The sequence below is a fragment of the Bacillus sp. X1(2014) genome (assembly GCF_007678255.1).
In genome coordinates this window covers 249,870-264,511 of the sequence record NZ_VEED01000006.1, presented here as the reverse complement: position 1 = coordinate 264,511, position 14,642 = coordinate 249,870, and the positions used below count along the sequence as shown (strand labels likewise).

Below are 14,642 nucleotides of genomic sequence, written 5' to 3'. Positions count from 1 at the left end.
AATCATATTTACCTAATCCTTACATAATTTCCATTAATCCTTAAAGTTTGCTAGTTACACTATAAATAGTTAGATAAGCATAAATAAGGAGGAATATTAATTTTATGGATAATCAAGTATCTAATAATGGCATGAATCGACGCAATTTCTTAAAAGTAGGTGGAATGAGCACGCTCGCCCTTACCCTTGGATCAACGGGAGTATTAGCACTGGGTTCAAAAGCATTTGCGGATACGACCAATAATCCAACGAGTGGTTTTGGCGGGTATGGCCCTTTGGTACCGGATCCGAATGGAATTCTTGATCTTCCAAAAGGATTCCATTACAAAATTATCTCTGAAGAGGGCGGTCAACTGACAAATGGCGGAAAAATACCTGGCGCTTTTGATGGAATGGCAGCTTTTGAAGGACCTAACAATACCACCATTCTTGTACGTAATCATGAATTAAGCAATGGTGCAGCAAATCCGGTGATTGGCACCAAGCCATATGATGCCGCATCTGCAGGAGGTACAACTGCTCTAGTTGTAGGTCCAAATCGAAACGTCATTAAAGAATATGTAACCTCTTCAGGTACCATTCGAAATTGTGCAGGAGGAGCAACACCTTGGGGTACCTGGCTGACTTGTGAAGAAACACGTACTACGACACATGGATATGTATTCGAAGTGGACCCGCAGCAGCCGGAGAATGAAATGTCGAGAACCCCAATTAAGGATATGGGACGCTTTTCTCATGAAGCCTGTGCGATTGATCCAGCGACAGGATATGTTTACTTGACGGAGGATGCATCCCCAAGTTATTTCTATCGTTTTATCCCAAATGACACCACCCAACAGCCGGGTGCCCTGCAAAAAGGCGGAAAGCTTTATGCGGCGGCGATTGAAGAGGTAGATGGACCATCAGCAAGTACCTTTAAAACAGGGCAAACCTTTAAGATTGTCTGGAAGGAACTAGATCCTCATTTATGCCGTGAGGATGCCAAGGCACAAGGCTGTATTGAATTTAAAAAATTAGAGGGAGCATTCTTCCAAGCGGGTGTTTTTTGGTTTGATGACAGCTCTGCTGGTGAAAAAAGTCTTGGACGCATATACCGCTATATTCCACATACTAATACCTTGGAGCTTTTCTATGAAGCAACTGATGCAAAAGACATGGAATCTCCAGATAATATTGCCATGACTCCATGGGGTGACCTCTGGTTCGTGGAAGATGGAGCAGGTGACGATCGACTTATGGGGATTACACCGGAAGGCAAAATCTATCCTTTTGCCCACAATCGCCTAAATGGATCTGAAATGACAGGCCCTACTTTCTCGCCTGACGGAAACACGCTTTTTGTCAATATTCAAAGCCCGGGCAAAACCTTTGCCATCTGGGGCCCTTTCCAACGCCACAACGCGGCACGTGCAAGGGAAATGTCCTACTCTACTCCTTCAAAGCAATTTGCACCACAAGTTTCTGACAAGCTGGTTGCGTTTGCTGAGCGGAACGGGATGTCTGTTCTTGAAGCCGCAGCATTCGAGCGCCACGGACTCAAAATTTAAACTTTATATGAATCTATAAAAAGATGTAAACAAGCCTCGTGTCTAGTTTACATCTTTTTGATATATACATAGCTAACGATGATGGACCGTTGCATAAAAAAAGTCTTAGCACATTGTCTAAGACTTTTTGTTCATTTTATGCCGCTAGATTCAATTGTTGTTTTCGTCGATAAACGACCCTTGATAATACAACACTGCATTCATATAGGAAAATCAGGGGGATGACTACCAAGATGTCTGATAGAAAATCCGGCGGGGTGATGAAGATTGCGATTAAAATTAGGACAAAATAGGCGTATTTTCGAATCTTTTGCAATCGATAGGGGTTTAGCACTCCGACACTTGTTAGGAACATAATAATCACTGGCAGTTCGAATAAAAACCCAAATGGCAGCGTCATATGAATTAAAAACATAAAGTACTTTTCTGTTGTAAAGAAGGTCATAAACATTTCCTCTGACATCGAGAGGAGGAATTGAAAAACCGTAGGAAAAATGACAAAATAGCCGAAGCAAATCCCGAAAATAAATAGTAGGAATAGAGCCGGAATATATGCCAGCGTTACTTTACGTTCTGTTTCTTTCAAAGCGGGACGGACAAACAACCAAGTTTGATAGGCGGCCATTGGGATAGTTCCCGCAATTGCTGCAACACTTGATAGGATCATATAGACCCATAAAATGTCGCTTGGTCCTAATATGGCCAGCTTTACTTCCAAGTCCCTCACTAGCCAGTTATAAATATCCTCCACATAGATAAAGGATAAAATGAAGAGCAGGATAAAGGTTCCGAGGACGAAAATAAGACGTTTGCGTAATTCTTCAAAATGACCAATAAGAGCCATATCGTGGTTTTTCATCGGGGCCTCCTTATGAAAAAGAAGATGCAAGCCTCCTTACATCCTCTTAAAAAATGATTTGGATTATATCGCCTTCTCTTCTTTTTTGTGCTGTGTTTTTACGGGCTCTTCGTCGGAAACTAAATCTCTTGTGGATTTTTTGAATTCCTTTAATGTTGAGCCAACAGCTCGGCCTAGTTCTGGTAATTTTGAAGGGCCGAAAATGATTAAGGCGATGACAAGAATAAGAATCAAACCAGGTATTCCAATATTTTGCAGCATTTAAAAATTTCCTCCTTTAATTTGTTTTTTCCTTTGTTGCCTGTAAAGCGCTAGTAAATTTTCATCTCCACCTATGATTATAGGTTACTACTATTCCTATGTTAATTAAGGGTGTGTAAAGAATTGTAAATTAATGATTAATTTTGTCTTTGAAAATAATGGAAAAATAATACTCAAAAAGGACATGCTAAGAACATGATTGGAATGGAAGAGTTAGCATCTTTGGAATAGTAAAATATTGGGGGCATTTGAAAATGAAGAAACGATTAATGGAGATGTTAGAAGCACGGAAAGATGAAATGATTCAAATTCGCCGTTATCTACATGAAAATCCTGAAGTTTCCTTTCAAGAAGAAAAAACGGCACAATATATTTTAGATTTTTATGAGGAAAAGAATGTAGAGATTCAGTCCAATGTTGGGAATGGTCTTGGGATTATCATAACAATTAAGGGTGGAAAGCCAGGGAAAACGATTGCTCTTCGTGCTGACTTTGATGCCCTTCCGATTCTGGAGGAAACAGGGTTGCCCTTCAAATCTAAGAATAAAGGTGTCATGCATGCCTGCGCTCATGACGGGCACACGGCCTATTTAATGATTCTTGCGGATTGCCTTATTCAATTAAAAGATGAAATACCAGGCACCATCAAAATTATTCACCAGCATGCAGAGGAAGTGCCGCCGGGCGGTGCCAAAAGTATCGTTGACTCCGGGGTGCTTGCCGATGTTGAAAACATTTTTGGGATTCACTTACTTCCCATGGCTCCTGCTGGTCATGTGGGCTTCCACAGTGGTTTTTCGATGGCCGGAAGATCATATTTTAAACTGAGGATTCAAGGTGTTGGCGGACACGGCTCTTCCCCACACACGGCAAATGATGCTATCGTCGCTGGCGCTCATTTTGTTACAGCTGTGCAAACCATTATCAGCCGCCGATTAAATCCATTTGATATGGGAGTTATTACAATTGGTTCCTTTGATGGAAAGGGTACCTTCAATGTCATAAAGGATTGTGTTGAATTAGAAGGTGATATCCGCTACATGACTGGGGAAACAAAGGAAGTCATTGAGAAGGAATTACGCAGGATTGTTAAGGGAATTGAAGCTGAATTTGGTGTACAATGCGAATTAACCTATACGTCTGACTATCCGCCACTTTATAATAACCCAGAGGTAACTTTAGCAGTGAAAGAAAGCTTGGAAAATGCAAATGATCCAGATATTAAGCAAGTTGCTCCGTTCCCTATGATGTCACCATCTGATGACTTTGCTTATTATTTAGAAAAAATCCCAGGCTGTTATTTTTATATTGGATGTACGCCAAAAGGTGTGGAAAAGCCATATTTCAATCATAATCCAAAATTTGATATTGATGAAGAAGCGCTGATCGTTGCCGCTAAATCAGTAGGCTATGTAGTTTGCGGGTACTATGAGTTAGATTGATTTCCCTAGTGGAGAGGTGTTTGATTTAATCCATACTTTCAGGAATTCGTTCGTAAATGGATGACTGTTCTATTATTCTTCAGTATAATTCAACTATAGGAAGACTATTAGGACGGTGAGTATAGGGTGAAAAAAATAACAGTTGAAAACTTGGTTCGGAAGTTTTCATTGAAAGTACTGGCCGGTGAAGATCAACTGCAGAAAATGATTACGCAATCACGGGTTCATCGCCCAGGCTTGGAATTTGTAGGCCATTTTGATTTTTTTCCAACAGAACGAGTTCAAATTTTAGGAAAAAAGGAAATTACTTATTTACATAAGTTAAGTAAAGAGGAACGTAGAATACGAATTGGAAATATTGTTCATTATCATCCGCCATGTTTTATCGTTACAGCGGGCGAAGAAGGACTTACCTATTTAACCCATCATTGTGTTGAACAGGGTATTCCCTTGTTATTGACGAATAAACCTGAGATAACATCAGAATTTATTACCAAATTGGATGCATTTTTAGTAAAGGAATTAGCACCAGAAATCGCTGTGCATGGAGTTTGTATGAATGTGTCTGGTATTGGAATCTTACTTCGCGGGAATTCAGGGGTAGGAAAAAGTGAGACGGCCCACACGTTAATTCGCCGGGGACATCGGCTGGTGTCGGATGATATTATTGTCCTAAAGAAGCTTAGTCCGCAAACCATTTTGGGTACTCATGATGGGAAAACCAAGGAGTTTTTGGCACTTCGTAGTATCGGCTTGTTGAATGTGGTTCGCTTATACGGCCGTAAGGCTTTTCAAGATGAAACCCGTATTGCTCTTGATATTCATTTAACTAAATGGGAAAAGGATGCCTTATATAATGATTTGGATCAGGAGTTCCACTATACAGACTATATGGGTGTTAAGATTCCATCAATGGAAATTCAGCTCCAGCCTGGACGTGATGTGGCGGGGTTAATTGAAGCAGCAGCAAATAACTGGTATTTAAAGCAGCAAGGATACAGTGCAGCGGAAGAGTTCATGAGCAGGATTGAAGCCGATATTGTAAACTCTGATATGGAATAACGATTTAAGTAATAGTTTGTTAGAGAAACCGTTGTTTAAGAGATTTGGTCATCATCAGCATTGATGATGACCTTTTCCTCTTCCATCATGCGGAAAGTTGGTTATCATTGGCTTGATGATGACCTTTTCCTCTCCCATCCGGCCGAGAGTTGAACTAGTAAAAATAAAAAACTCGGATTAACTTTCCCGAGTTTTATTTGGCATGACGCTTTCTGCAGTTTCAATTATTCCCCAGTCCATTATATTCTTTCTTTTCACTTCTTCGTATATTGTTGAACTTTTCACATCGTCATTCTTTTTTCCATTTGAAAGCTCTTTTTCCATTATTCATCACCTCTTTATATTTAGTTTGGGTAAAAAAGGAAAAAATACTCAGAGGTCACAGAAAATTAAATTGACTTCTTAGTGGAATTCATATGAAAATTAAAAAAACGAATAGGAGATTTTTTCCCCATATTCAGTCAGGGAGAGGTTTTAATGCGGAGTTATCTTATTTTGGGGATGTGTGTATTATTTTTAATTCAGTATTTCTTAGGGATTGAATGGCTTCAATTTGTGGTAGTTGGACTTTCCTTAGCCGCTTTTATGAGCAGTGCCTTTAAGGCAAACCCCTTTCCACGCTGGCTCGGTATTTTCATGATGACGGCTGGATTAGTGATTGAATGGAAAAAAGGGACTGGTGTAGAAGGAATAAGTGATGGGATCCTTTTAATTCTGCCTTTGCTTTGCCTGCTGACCTTGGCACCATTATTATCCATTCCATTAAGATTAGGTGGTTACTTTGAATCCATTGCTTTTCTCTTACGTAATTTATTGCACCAGCCAAAAAGGCTGTATGCAGGAATAACTGGTACGCTTTTTTTATTAGCGCCAATCTTAAACTTAGGTTCCGTTCGAATCATTCATGAATTTTTGGAAGAAATAAAGCTTCCGTCCCTCATGTCTGCAAAAAGCTATCATGTTGGATTTACCACGGCAATCTTGTGGTCCCCATATTTTGGGTCTGTGTCACTGGTCCTTCTTTATTTAAATATTTCGTATAAAGACTATATCGCTTATGGTATCGGTTTATCGTTACTGTCTTTATTAGTAGGGAATATTTTGTTTGCCTTCTGGGAGAAAGCACATCCTCTCGCAGATGAGCTGGCGCCGGTGGTACCATTGGAAAAATCACATCGTAATCAGCTGATTACGTTAGTATTATTTGTGGTCATCCTGATGGGTTCTTGTTTGATCATTGAGATATTGACCCATTGGTCGATGATTGTTATTGTATGCCTAGTTTCCATCCTTATCCCCGTCTTATTTGGGGCTGTGACTAAAGAGTGGAAAAAGCTGATCCCGCCAATTATAGATTTTCGCGACCGAACCGTACCCATGCTGAATAATGAAATTATGTTATTTATGAGTGCCGGCATGCTAGCCTTTGCTTTGAAAGGAACCAAAGCTGCCAATGGAGTGAGTTCCTTCCTCAGCCAATTGGCACACCAATCATTTATCTTATTTGCTTTGGCTGTAATGCTGATTGTCTTATGTATCACTTATATTGGAATTCACCAGATTGCTGCGGTGGGCGCCTTAGCCATGCAATTAAATGCGGCCGAGTTAGGGATGAGTAATATAGGACTTGCGCTACTTCTTTTACTTGTCTGGTCGATCTCAACTGCTTTAAGCCCATTCTCAGGTTTGAACTTAATGGTCAGCCGTTTTTCTGGAATTTCAGGTGTCCAAACAGGACTGCGTGCGAATGGACTTCATCTATCAATCTTTGCTCTAATTGGAATTGTCATAATTTCATATATTGGTTGAAAGATAGATTCAAAAAAAATCAGCCTTCACATAGGCTGATTTTTTATGCAAAGACAACTTTTACTCTGAATCTTGCATTTTATGAATGACATAACCAGTATAGAGTTGAAATAAATCTGTGAATTTTTTTGGATTTTTGTTTGTCAATATTTCAATCCTTTGTAAACGATAAGCTAAACTGTTCCGATGGATATGAAGTTCCTTGGATATGGCATTCATATCCCCGCTGTTTTTTATATAGCAAAGAAGTGTTTCAATAAGTTCTTGGCCTTTTGGAGTAATCTCAAGCTCCTGAAAAAAATGACTAATTTCGCTAAAAGACTGATCTTTATTGGTCAAATAATCAATAAACTTTAGCTCCTGATAATAGCAGCAAGTGGCGGGCATTCCTAGTTTTTCTGCGATATCAATTGCTCGCTTTGCTTCGTGAACGGATTTTGCTACATGCGTACTGCTATCGCTGATTCCAATTTTAGTACTCTGCTGGGTAATCATCGGTTCTAATCGTTTTAAGAGATCACTATCAGTTGGCAAAATGAATAAAACATTAGATTTATTCAGTTTGAATGTAAATTCTTGCTCTTTCAAATATGGTTCTTTTATCGTTTCCCCCTTCACGATAATGGCCTTTCTTTCCAATTTAAGATTGATGCCAATAGCCTCCCCATTATTGATAAAAGCTGCATCATATTCATCTAGTCGAAATACCCACTGATATAAAAACTCTTCCTTCATTTGCTCTTGTATTCTGCGTTCTCTAAACAAAAATTCCTGATTAATTAATAATTCCGCCGTAACACGGACTAACTCAGCAAAAGGTTCAACAATCGTAGGTTCTCCGCTAATTCCAATTACCCCGATTATTTCCTGCTTGAAATGGAATGGGATATTAACACCTGGCTTTGAAGAGCCTTCTGAATCATAAATGGAAACAATCGTTCCACGTTCAACTGCAGAGATGGCCCCTTGATGAAAGGTGCCGATTCGATTGGCGTTCCCACTTCCAATAATCATCCCCACTTCATCCATGATGTTTACATTATAAGGAATAACCATCATTACTTTATCCGCAATCTCTTGGGCGAGAGCTCTATTTATTTTCATATGCCGTTCCTCCTTTAGGAATAAAGGGTTAATAAATGATTTGTAAGTTTGCCTAAAAAATAATAAGGTTTCTTAGTAATTTGAATGATTGATTTATTTGTAAGACAATTATACAATAAAAATGTAAACGGTTACTAGAAATGATAAAAAGTTTAAAATATGTTTGATTTATTGTAATAAAACGATCACATGAGCTATCTTGACAATTTTAAACATTTATAAAACCATAATCCTCTTGTTCATTTGCCTAAAAAAGTATCGATATACTTTAGCAAATTGAATGAAGATATTTACACCGAAGCCGTTTACAATAGACATGTGAAGAAATTCACAAATAAACATAACATCAGTTAATCGTTAAATGTACTCCATTATCACATGTCTATTATTTGTAACAACTTTCGCATAAATGGTCACGCCAAGAGGTTATTATTAGATTACTAAGTTAGAAATAGTGCTAATCAAAATAATAATCTTTTTCAAAAAAAAACTATGTGAAGTAGTTCACAATTTTGACAAACTTAATGGAGTTTCAGGAAATTTGTAAAAAATGTAGAGCGAGGAGGAGTTAAATCAATGTTTAAGCCAAAAGGGGTCATTCCCGCATTAGTCACACCTTTAGATCGAAATGGTAACTTGATGGAAGATGCTTTAAGAAAAGTAATTGATTACACAATCGCAGGCGGTGTTCATGGTTTATTCATTCTAGGGAGCAGCGGTGAAATTTACGGGTTAACACCAGAGCAAAAGCGCCGGGTTGTGGAAGTCACAGTCGATCATACAGCTGGAAGAGTGCCAGTTTATTGCGGAGCCAGTGAGATTACAACGAGAGACTGTATCCAAACAGCTCAAATGGTTGAAGAAATTGGCGGTGTATCAGCACTATCTGTCCTTACTCCGTACTTTATGTCACCAACCCAAACAGAGTTAGCTGAGCACTTTAAAGCAATCGCCAAGTCAACAAATCTGCCAGTTATTCTTTATGGTAATGAAGCGCGTACCCAAGTGAAAATTGATGTAAAGACGTGCGAAGAACTTAGTAAGGTTGACAACATTATTGGAATTAAAGACTCGAGCGGTGATATGACGAAAACGGCTGAGTACTTACGAGTGACTCCTCGCGAATCTTTTTCCATATTACTTGGACGAGACACGCTCATTTATGCTGGTTTATGTCACGGTGCCACTGGTGCGATCGCAAGCACAGGAAATATTGCTCCTAAATTAGTAGCAGATATTTACAATACATTTGTGGCTGGCGACTATCAAAAATCACTAGAATTGCAGTTTAAACTTGCTCCATTACGCTTAGCGGTGGACAAAGCAACATTCCCTGTTGTATTAAAAGAAGGTTTAAGAATGGTAGGAATTGATGTGGGTTATGCATTTGCGCCTGCAGCAGAGATGAATCCAGAAAGTAAGACAATCTTAGAAAATGTTTTAAAGGATCTAGAACTTTATCAAATTTATTAATTTCCTAAAGGGAAGGAAGAAATAACATGCCATTATTGTATGTTGCCTTAGCAGTTGTCCTTTTACTAGTTTTAATGATTCCTCTAAAAATGAATGGGTTCATAGCCCTTCTCTTGTCTTCTATATTTGTCGGTCTCCTCGTGGGAATGCCGCTGGATCAAATTTGGGAAACCATCGGTGATGGCCTTGGAGGCCAATTGGGCGGCACGGCCCTTATTGTTGGTATTGGCGCCATGCTTGGAACCGTAATGGCTGATGCGGGAGCAGCACAGCGTATTGCTACGAGTTTAGTAGACAAAATGGGAATTAAACGGATTCAAATTTCTATATTAATTGCTGCATTTGTGCTTGGCATAACGATGTTCTTTGAAGTAGCGTTTGTCTTATTAATTCCACTAGTATTTGTTATTGCACGTCAAACAAAATTAAATCTATTATGGGTTGCTTTACCGATGTCAATCGGGTTATCAACCTGTCACAGTTTTCTTCCGCCACACCCTGGACCAGCAGCAGTTGCTGACGTCTTCCATGCCGACATGGGATTGACTCTTTTATACGGTTTAATCATTGCTATACCTGCGGCTACTTTTATCGCCCTTACTTGGACTAGATTGCCATTTATTAAAAAAATTAATCCAGCCATTCCTGAAGGGATTGTTACGAACAAAACGTTTAAAGAAGAAGAAATGCCATCCTTTGGATCAAGTATTTTCGTTGCTCTTATTCCAGTAATACTAATGGCCATTGATGCTTTCTCAACTGTGTTTTTACCAGAAGGTAACAAATTTAGGCACGCAATGGATTTCTTCGGTTCATCTGAAATGGCCTTATTAATTGCTCTCTTAATCTCTATGTGGCTATTAGGACCAAAAATTGGCCGTCCATTAAAAGATGTTATGCAGTCTTGTTCCAATGCAGTTAAGCCAATGGCAATGATCATTTTGGTTATTGGCGCAGGCGGCGCATTTAAGCAAGTACTTGTTGATGGTGGAATTGCCGATTATATCAAGGATATCACAGCTGATTGGAACATGTCTCCAATCGTGCTTGCTTGGATCATTGCGGCTCTCTTACGTATTGCTCTTGGTTCAGCAACGGTTGCCGTTATGACAGCTTCTGGGGTAGTACTTCCTATTGCTCAAGCATCAGGAATTAGCATGGAGTTAATGACACTTGCCGTTACATGCGGAAGTATTGCTTTCTCTCACGTAACTGACCCAGGCTTCTGGATGTTTAAGGAATACCTCAATTTATCGGTACCTCAAGCAATAAAAATAAGAACAACTTATACAACCGCACTTGCCATCATTGGTTTAATCGGTGTGTTACTTTTGAATATGTTTGTAGGATAATAACTTCTTTTTAATAAAAAAAAACTGTAGGAGTGAAGTAGAAATGAAGAAAATTGGATTTATTGGACTAGGAATTATGGGTAAGCCTATGAGTAAAAACTTGATCAAAGCTGGTTACCAGTTAATCGTTAGTGACTTTAATAAAGAGGCTGTACACGAACTTGAACAATTAGGTGCAGAAGTAGAAACAACTCCAAAAGCAATTGCTGAAAAAGCAGATATCGTCATCACTATGCTTCCAAACTCTCCAAACGTAAAAGCTGTTGCACTAGGAGAAAACGGACTGATCGAAGGTGCACGTGAAGGATTAATCTATATTGACATGAGTTCCATCGCACCGGCTGCTTCTCAAGAAGTCTATCGTGCATTAGTTGAAAAGGGCGTAGAAATGCTAGATGCTCCTGTTAGCGGTGGAGAGCCAAAGGCAATTGATGGTACGATTTCTGTTATGGTTGGCGGTAAGAAAGAAGTATTTGAAGAAGTGCAAGAGGTTTTAGACGCCATGGCTGGATCAGTTGTCCACGTAGGTGAAATTGGTGCAGGTAATGTAACAAAGCTTGCAAACCAAGTCATCGTCGCATTAAACATTGCGGCTGTGTCTGAAGCATTTGTACTAGCTCAAAAAGCTGGAGTTAATCCAGAAGCTGTCTATCAAGCTATCCGCGGCGGTCTAGCTGGAAGTACGGTATTAGATGCAAAAGCACCAATGATGTTAGATCGTAACTTCAACCCAGGTTTCCGTATCAACTTACACATTAAAGACTTAACAAATGCGTTGGAAACTAGCCATGAGTTCGGCGCCCCAGCTCCATTAACTGCAGCTGTTCTTGAAATGATGTATCAATTGAAAGTAGACGGTCATGAGTTCGATGACCATAGCAGTCTATTAAAATACTATGAAAAATTAGCGAATGTCGAAATTTCACGATAATTCATTGGAAAAATACTATAGAGAACGTGGCATGGTAGAATTCTGCGTTCTCTCCTTTTAAAAACAAGGCTGTGTTAAATTTATTTGTTGATTGGGGCTGCAATCAACGGATAAGTTTAACACAGCCAAAAACTAAATCATTTTGATTGGAGATATCCCCATGAAAACAGTTGAGAAAGTGATAAATGCTACTCCAGTTGTTACAGAAATGGAAGTATATCCTGTTGCCGGCCGTGACAGTATGTTATTAAACCTTAGCGGCGCACACGGTGCCTATTTTACTAGAAACATTGTGATTTTAAAGGACAGCAATGGTAATGTCGGTGTTGGTGAAGTACCGGGCGGCGAAAGCATCCGTAAAACGCTTGAAGATGCAAGAGCTATTGTAGTCGGCTCATCAATCGGTAACTATAACAATATCTTAAATAAAATAAGAAAAGAATTTGCCGGCCGTGATTCAGCTGGCCGTGGTTTACAAACATTTGACTTACGAATTACGATTCACGCCGTTACTGCGATTGAGGCTGCCCTGCTTGATCTATTAGGAAAGCATTTAAATGTTCCTGTTGCCGCTCTTCTTGGTGAAGGCCAGCAGCGTGATAAAGTAAAAACACTTGGATATTTGTTCTATATTGGCGACCGTAATCGGACGGATTTACCTTATTACGGCAATCCGGATTCTGAAGTCGAATGGTACCGAATCCGCCATGAAGAAGCGTTAACCCCTGAAGCAGTTGTACGTCTAGCGGAGGCATCACAAGCGCTTTATGGCTTTAAAGACTTTAAGCTAAAAGGCGGCGTTTTGGATGGGAAAGAAGAGATCAAAGCGATTAAAGCACTAAAAGAAAGATTCCCTGATGCAAGAATTACCCTTGATCCAAATGGTGCTTGGTCATTAAAAGAAGCGGTTGAGCTTTGTAAGGATATGCATGGCATTCTAACCTATGCAGAAGATCCATGCGGTGCGGAAAATGGCTACTCAGGCCGTGAAGTTATGGCAGAATTCAGAAGACAAACAGGTCTTCCTACAGCAACGAATATGATCGCGACGGACTGGCGTCAAATGGGCCATACGATTTCACTGCAATCAGTTGATATTCCGCTTGCTGACCCACACTTCTGGACGATGCAAGGCTCTGTACGTGTAGCACAAATGTGTAATGATTGGGGACTAACTTGGGGATCTCACTCCAATAACCACTTTGATATCTCACTTGCAATGTTTACTCATGTGGCTGCGGCAGCTCCTGGTGAAATTACAGCTATCGATACACACTGGATTTGGCAGGAAGGAATTGAGCGTTTAACGAAGGATCCATTCCAAATCGTGGATGGGCACCTAGCGATTCCAGATAAGCCTGGTTTAGGTGTTGAAGTAGATATGGACCAAATCTTGAAGGCACATGAAGTATATAATAATATGGGACTTAACTCACGTGACGACTCAGTCGGTATGCAGTTCTACATCCCTGGCTGGAAATTTGATAACAAACGTCCTTGCCTTGTTCGTTAAAAAATTTAGGGGTGGCTTAATATAACCCTTCTCTTTTCAAAATAAAAGAACTCACTAAATGTAAAGGACAGATTATTATGAAGTTTGTGTTAGCGCCTGATTCATTTAAAGAAAGTATGACGGCGAAGAAGGCTGCCCTTGCAATGGAAAAAGGGGTGAAAGCTGTTTTTCCTAACGCAGAATGCGTCATTGTTCCCATGGCTGATGGCGGAGAAGGAACAGTAGATTCCCTAGTAAGTATGACAAACGGAGAAATCATAAAGACAGACGTCATTGGTCCATTAGGAGAAAAAGTAATTGCGGAATATGGTCTTTTAGGCGAAGGACAAACGGCCGTGATTGAGATGGCCAGTGCAAGTGGACTTGAATTAATCAAACCAAAAGAAAGAAACCCGTTACTGACAACAACTTATGGAACAGGTCAATTAATCAAACATGCTTTAGACAAAGGTGTAAGGCGGTTCCTGATTGGAATTGGCGGAAGTGCCACCAATGATGGAGGGGCAGGAATGCTGCAGGCACTGGGAGTTTCATTTAAGGATCAAGATGGAAATGAACTGCCGTTTGGCGGTGGAGCGTTACATCGACTACATTCCATTGACATGAGCTGTTTAGATGAACGGATTAAAACCGTGCAAATGGATGTTGCCTGTGATGTCACCAATCCATTAATTGGCGACAATGGGGCATCAGCTATTTTTGGTCCCCAAAAAGGAGCAACCCCGGAAATGGTAAGAATTCTTGACCAAAATTTAGCACATTTTGCTGATGTGATTAAAAAACAATTAGGTGAAGATATTGCCCATTTGGATGGTGCTGGAGCTGCAGGCGGACTTGGTGCGGGGTTATTGGCTTTTTTAAATGCCCAGCTTAAAAAGGGAATTGATCTAGTCATTGAGTATACCGGCCTTGAGGAGCAAGTCAAGGGAGCAGACTACGTTTTTACAGGAGAAGGCAGCATTGATGGCCAGACTTTGTTTGGTAAAACACCTTATGGCGTTGCTGCGATCGCTGAAAAATATTCTGTTCCGGTGATTGCGTTTGCTGGCCGAATTGGCAATGGAGTGGAGTCCCTGTACGACAACGGGTTTACTGCCATTATTGGGATCTTAAAGGGTGTGACTACATTAGAGGAGGCACTCGAATGTGGGGAAGAAAACTTAGCTTTTGCGGCAGAAAATGTATGCCGTGTATTGAAAATATAGTAAACCGAACGCTGCTAATATACGGCAGCGTTTTTTGTAATCGCTGGTGAAAAAGGATATGAATAGATTATAATAGGCTTACAA

At 40.0% G+C, this 14,642-nt stretch carries 13 protein-coding genes; 9 read left to right on the top strand and 4 right to left on the bottom strand.

Annotated elements, in window-relative coordinates; translation table 11 throughout:
• Window positions 1–104: 104 nt before the first annotated feature.
• Window positions 105–1,547, top strand: a complete 1,443-nt coding sequence (locus tag FS608_RS14345) for an alkaline phosphatase PhoX (protein ID WP_144551974.1) — start codon at window positions 105–107, stop codon at window positions 1,545–1,547.
• 136 nt (window positions 1,548–1,683) lie between these two features.
• Here FS608_RS14345 and tatC read toward each other — a convergent pair whose 3' ends face one another.
• Both tatC and FS608_RS14335 read right to left on the bottom strand, forming a co-directional pair.
• Window positions 1,684–2,406, bottom strand: a complete 723-nt coding sequence (gene tatC / locus FS608_RS14340) for a twin-arginine translocase subunit TatC (RefSeq protein ID WP_144551971.1) — start codon at window positions 2,404–2,406, stop codon at window positions 1,684–1,686.
• Between the two features lie 63 nt (window positions 2,407–2,469).
• Window positions 2,470–2,667, bottom strand: coding sequence for a twin-arginine translocase TatA/TatE family subunit (locus FS608_RS14335; protein WP_026568093.1), 198 nt, complete (start codon window positions 2,665–2,667; stop codon window positions 2,470–2,472).
• Window positions 2,668–2,921: 254 nt separating this feature from the next.
• Between FS608_RS14335 and FS608_RS14330 the strand changes: the two genes are divergently transcribed.
• Both FS608_RS14330 and hprK read left to right on the top strand, forming a co-directional pair.
• Window positions 2,922–4,109, top strand: a complete 1,188-nt coding sequence (locus FS608_RS14330; protein ID WP_144551968.1) for an amidohydrolase — start codon at window positions 2,922–2,924, stop codon at window positions 4,107–4,109.
• A gap of 126 nt (window positions 4,110–4,235) precedes the next feature.
• The gene (hprK, locus tag FS608_RS14325; protein ID WP_144551965.1) at window positions 4,236–5,171 is read left to right on the top strand and encodes an HPr(Ser) kinase/phosphatase; all 936 of its coding nucleotides are present in this window, start codon (window positions 4,236–4,238) and stop codon (window positions 5,169–5,171) included.
• A gap of 177 nt (window positions 5,172–5,348) precedes the next feature.
• Here the strand turns inward: hprK and FS608_RS30285 are convergent, their stop codons facing one another.
• Window positions 5,349–5,495, bottom strand: coding sequence for a hypothetical protein (locus FS608_RS30285; protein ID WP_186328731.1), 147 nt, complete (start codon window positions 5,493–5,495; stop codon window positions 5,349–5,351).
• A 153-nt stretch (window positions 5,496–5,648) separates the two neighbouring features.
• On the opposite strand from FS608_RS30285, the gene FS608_RS14320 reads away from it, so the two are divergent.
• Entirely contained in the window at window positions 5,649–6,980 is a 1,332-nt protein-coding gene (locus tag FS608_RS14320) for a hypothetical protein (protein WP_144551963.1), read from the top strand.
• A gap of 60 nt (window positions 6,981–7,040) precedes the next feature.
• Here the strand turns inward: FS608_RS14320 and FS608_RS14315 are convergent, their stop codons facing one another.
• Window positions 7,041–8,084: a CdaR family transcriptional regulator gene (locus tag FS608_RS14315; RefSeq protein ID WP_144551959.1), complete on the bottom strand. Its 1,044-nt coding sequence runs from the start codon at window positions 8,082–8,084 to the stop codon at window positions 7,041–7,043.
• 576 nt (window positions 8,085–8,660) lie between these two features.
• Here FS608_RS14315 and dapA point away from each other — a divergent pair.
• From dapA to FS608_RS14290, 5 genes are all read left to right on the top strand, one after another.
• Entirely contained in the window at window positions 8,661–9,557 is an 897-nt protein-coding gene (gene dapA / locus FS608_RS14310; RefSeq protein WP_144551956.1) for a 4-hydroxy-tetrahydrodipicolinate synthase, read from the top strand.
• Window positions 9,558–9,583: 26 nt separating this feature from the next.
• The gene (locus FS608_RS14305) at window positions 9,584–10,909 is read left to right on the top strand and encodes a gluconate:H+ symporter (RefSeq protein ID WP_144551953.1); all 1,326 of its coding nucleotides are present in this window, start codon (window positions 9,584–9,586) and stop codon (window positions 10,907–10,909) included.
• Between the two features lie 13 nt (window positions 10,910–10,922).
• The gene (garR, locus tag FS608_RS14300) at window positions 10,923–11,840 is read left to right on the top strand and encodes a 2-hydroxy-3-oxopropionate reductase (protein WP_260871690.1); all 918 of its coding nucleotides are present in this window, start codon (window positions 10,923–10,925) and stop codon (window positions 11,838–11,840) included.
• A 160-nt stretch (window positions 11,841–12,000) separates the two neighbouring features.
• A complete protein-coding gene (gene gudD / locus FS608_RS14295) occupies window positions 12,001–13,353 on the top strand; it encodes a glucarate dehydratase (protein WP_144551948.1) in 1,353 nt (450 codons plus the stop codon).
• Window positions 13,354–13,430: 77 nt separating this feature from the next.
• Window positions 13,431–14,558: a glycerate kinase gene (locus FS608_RS14290; protein ID WP_144551945.1), complete on the top strand. Its 1,128-nt coding sequence runs from the start codon at window positions 13,431–13,433 to the stop codon at window positions 14,556–14,558.
• The last annotated feature ends 84 nt before the right edge of the window (window positions 14,559–14,642 follow it).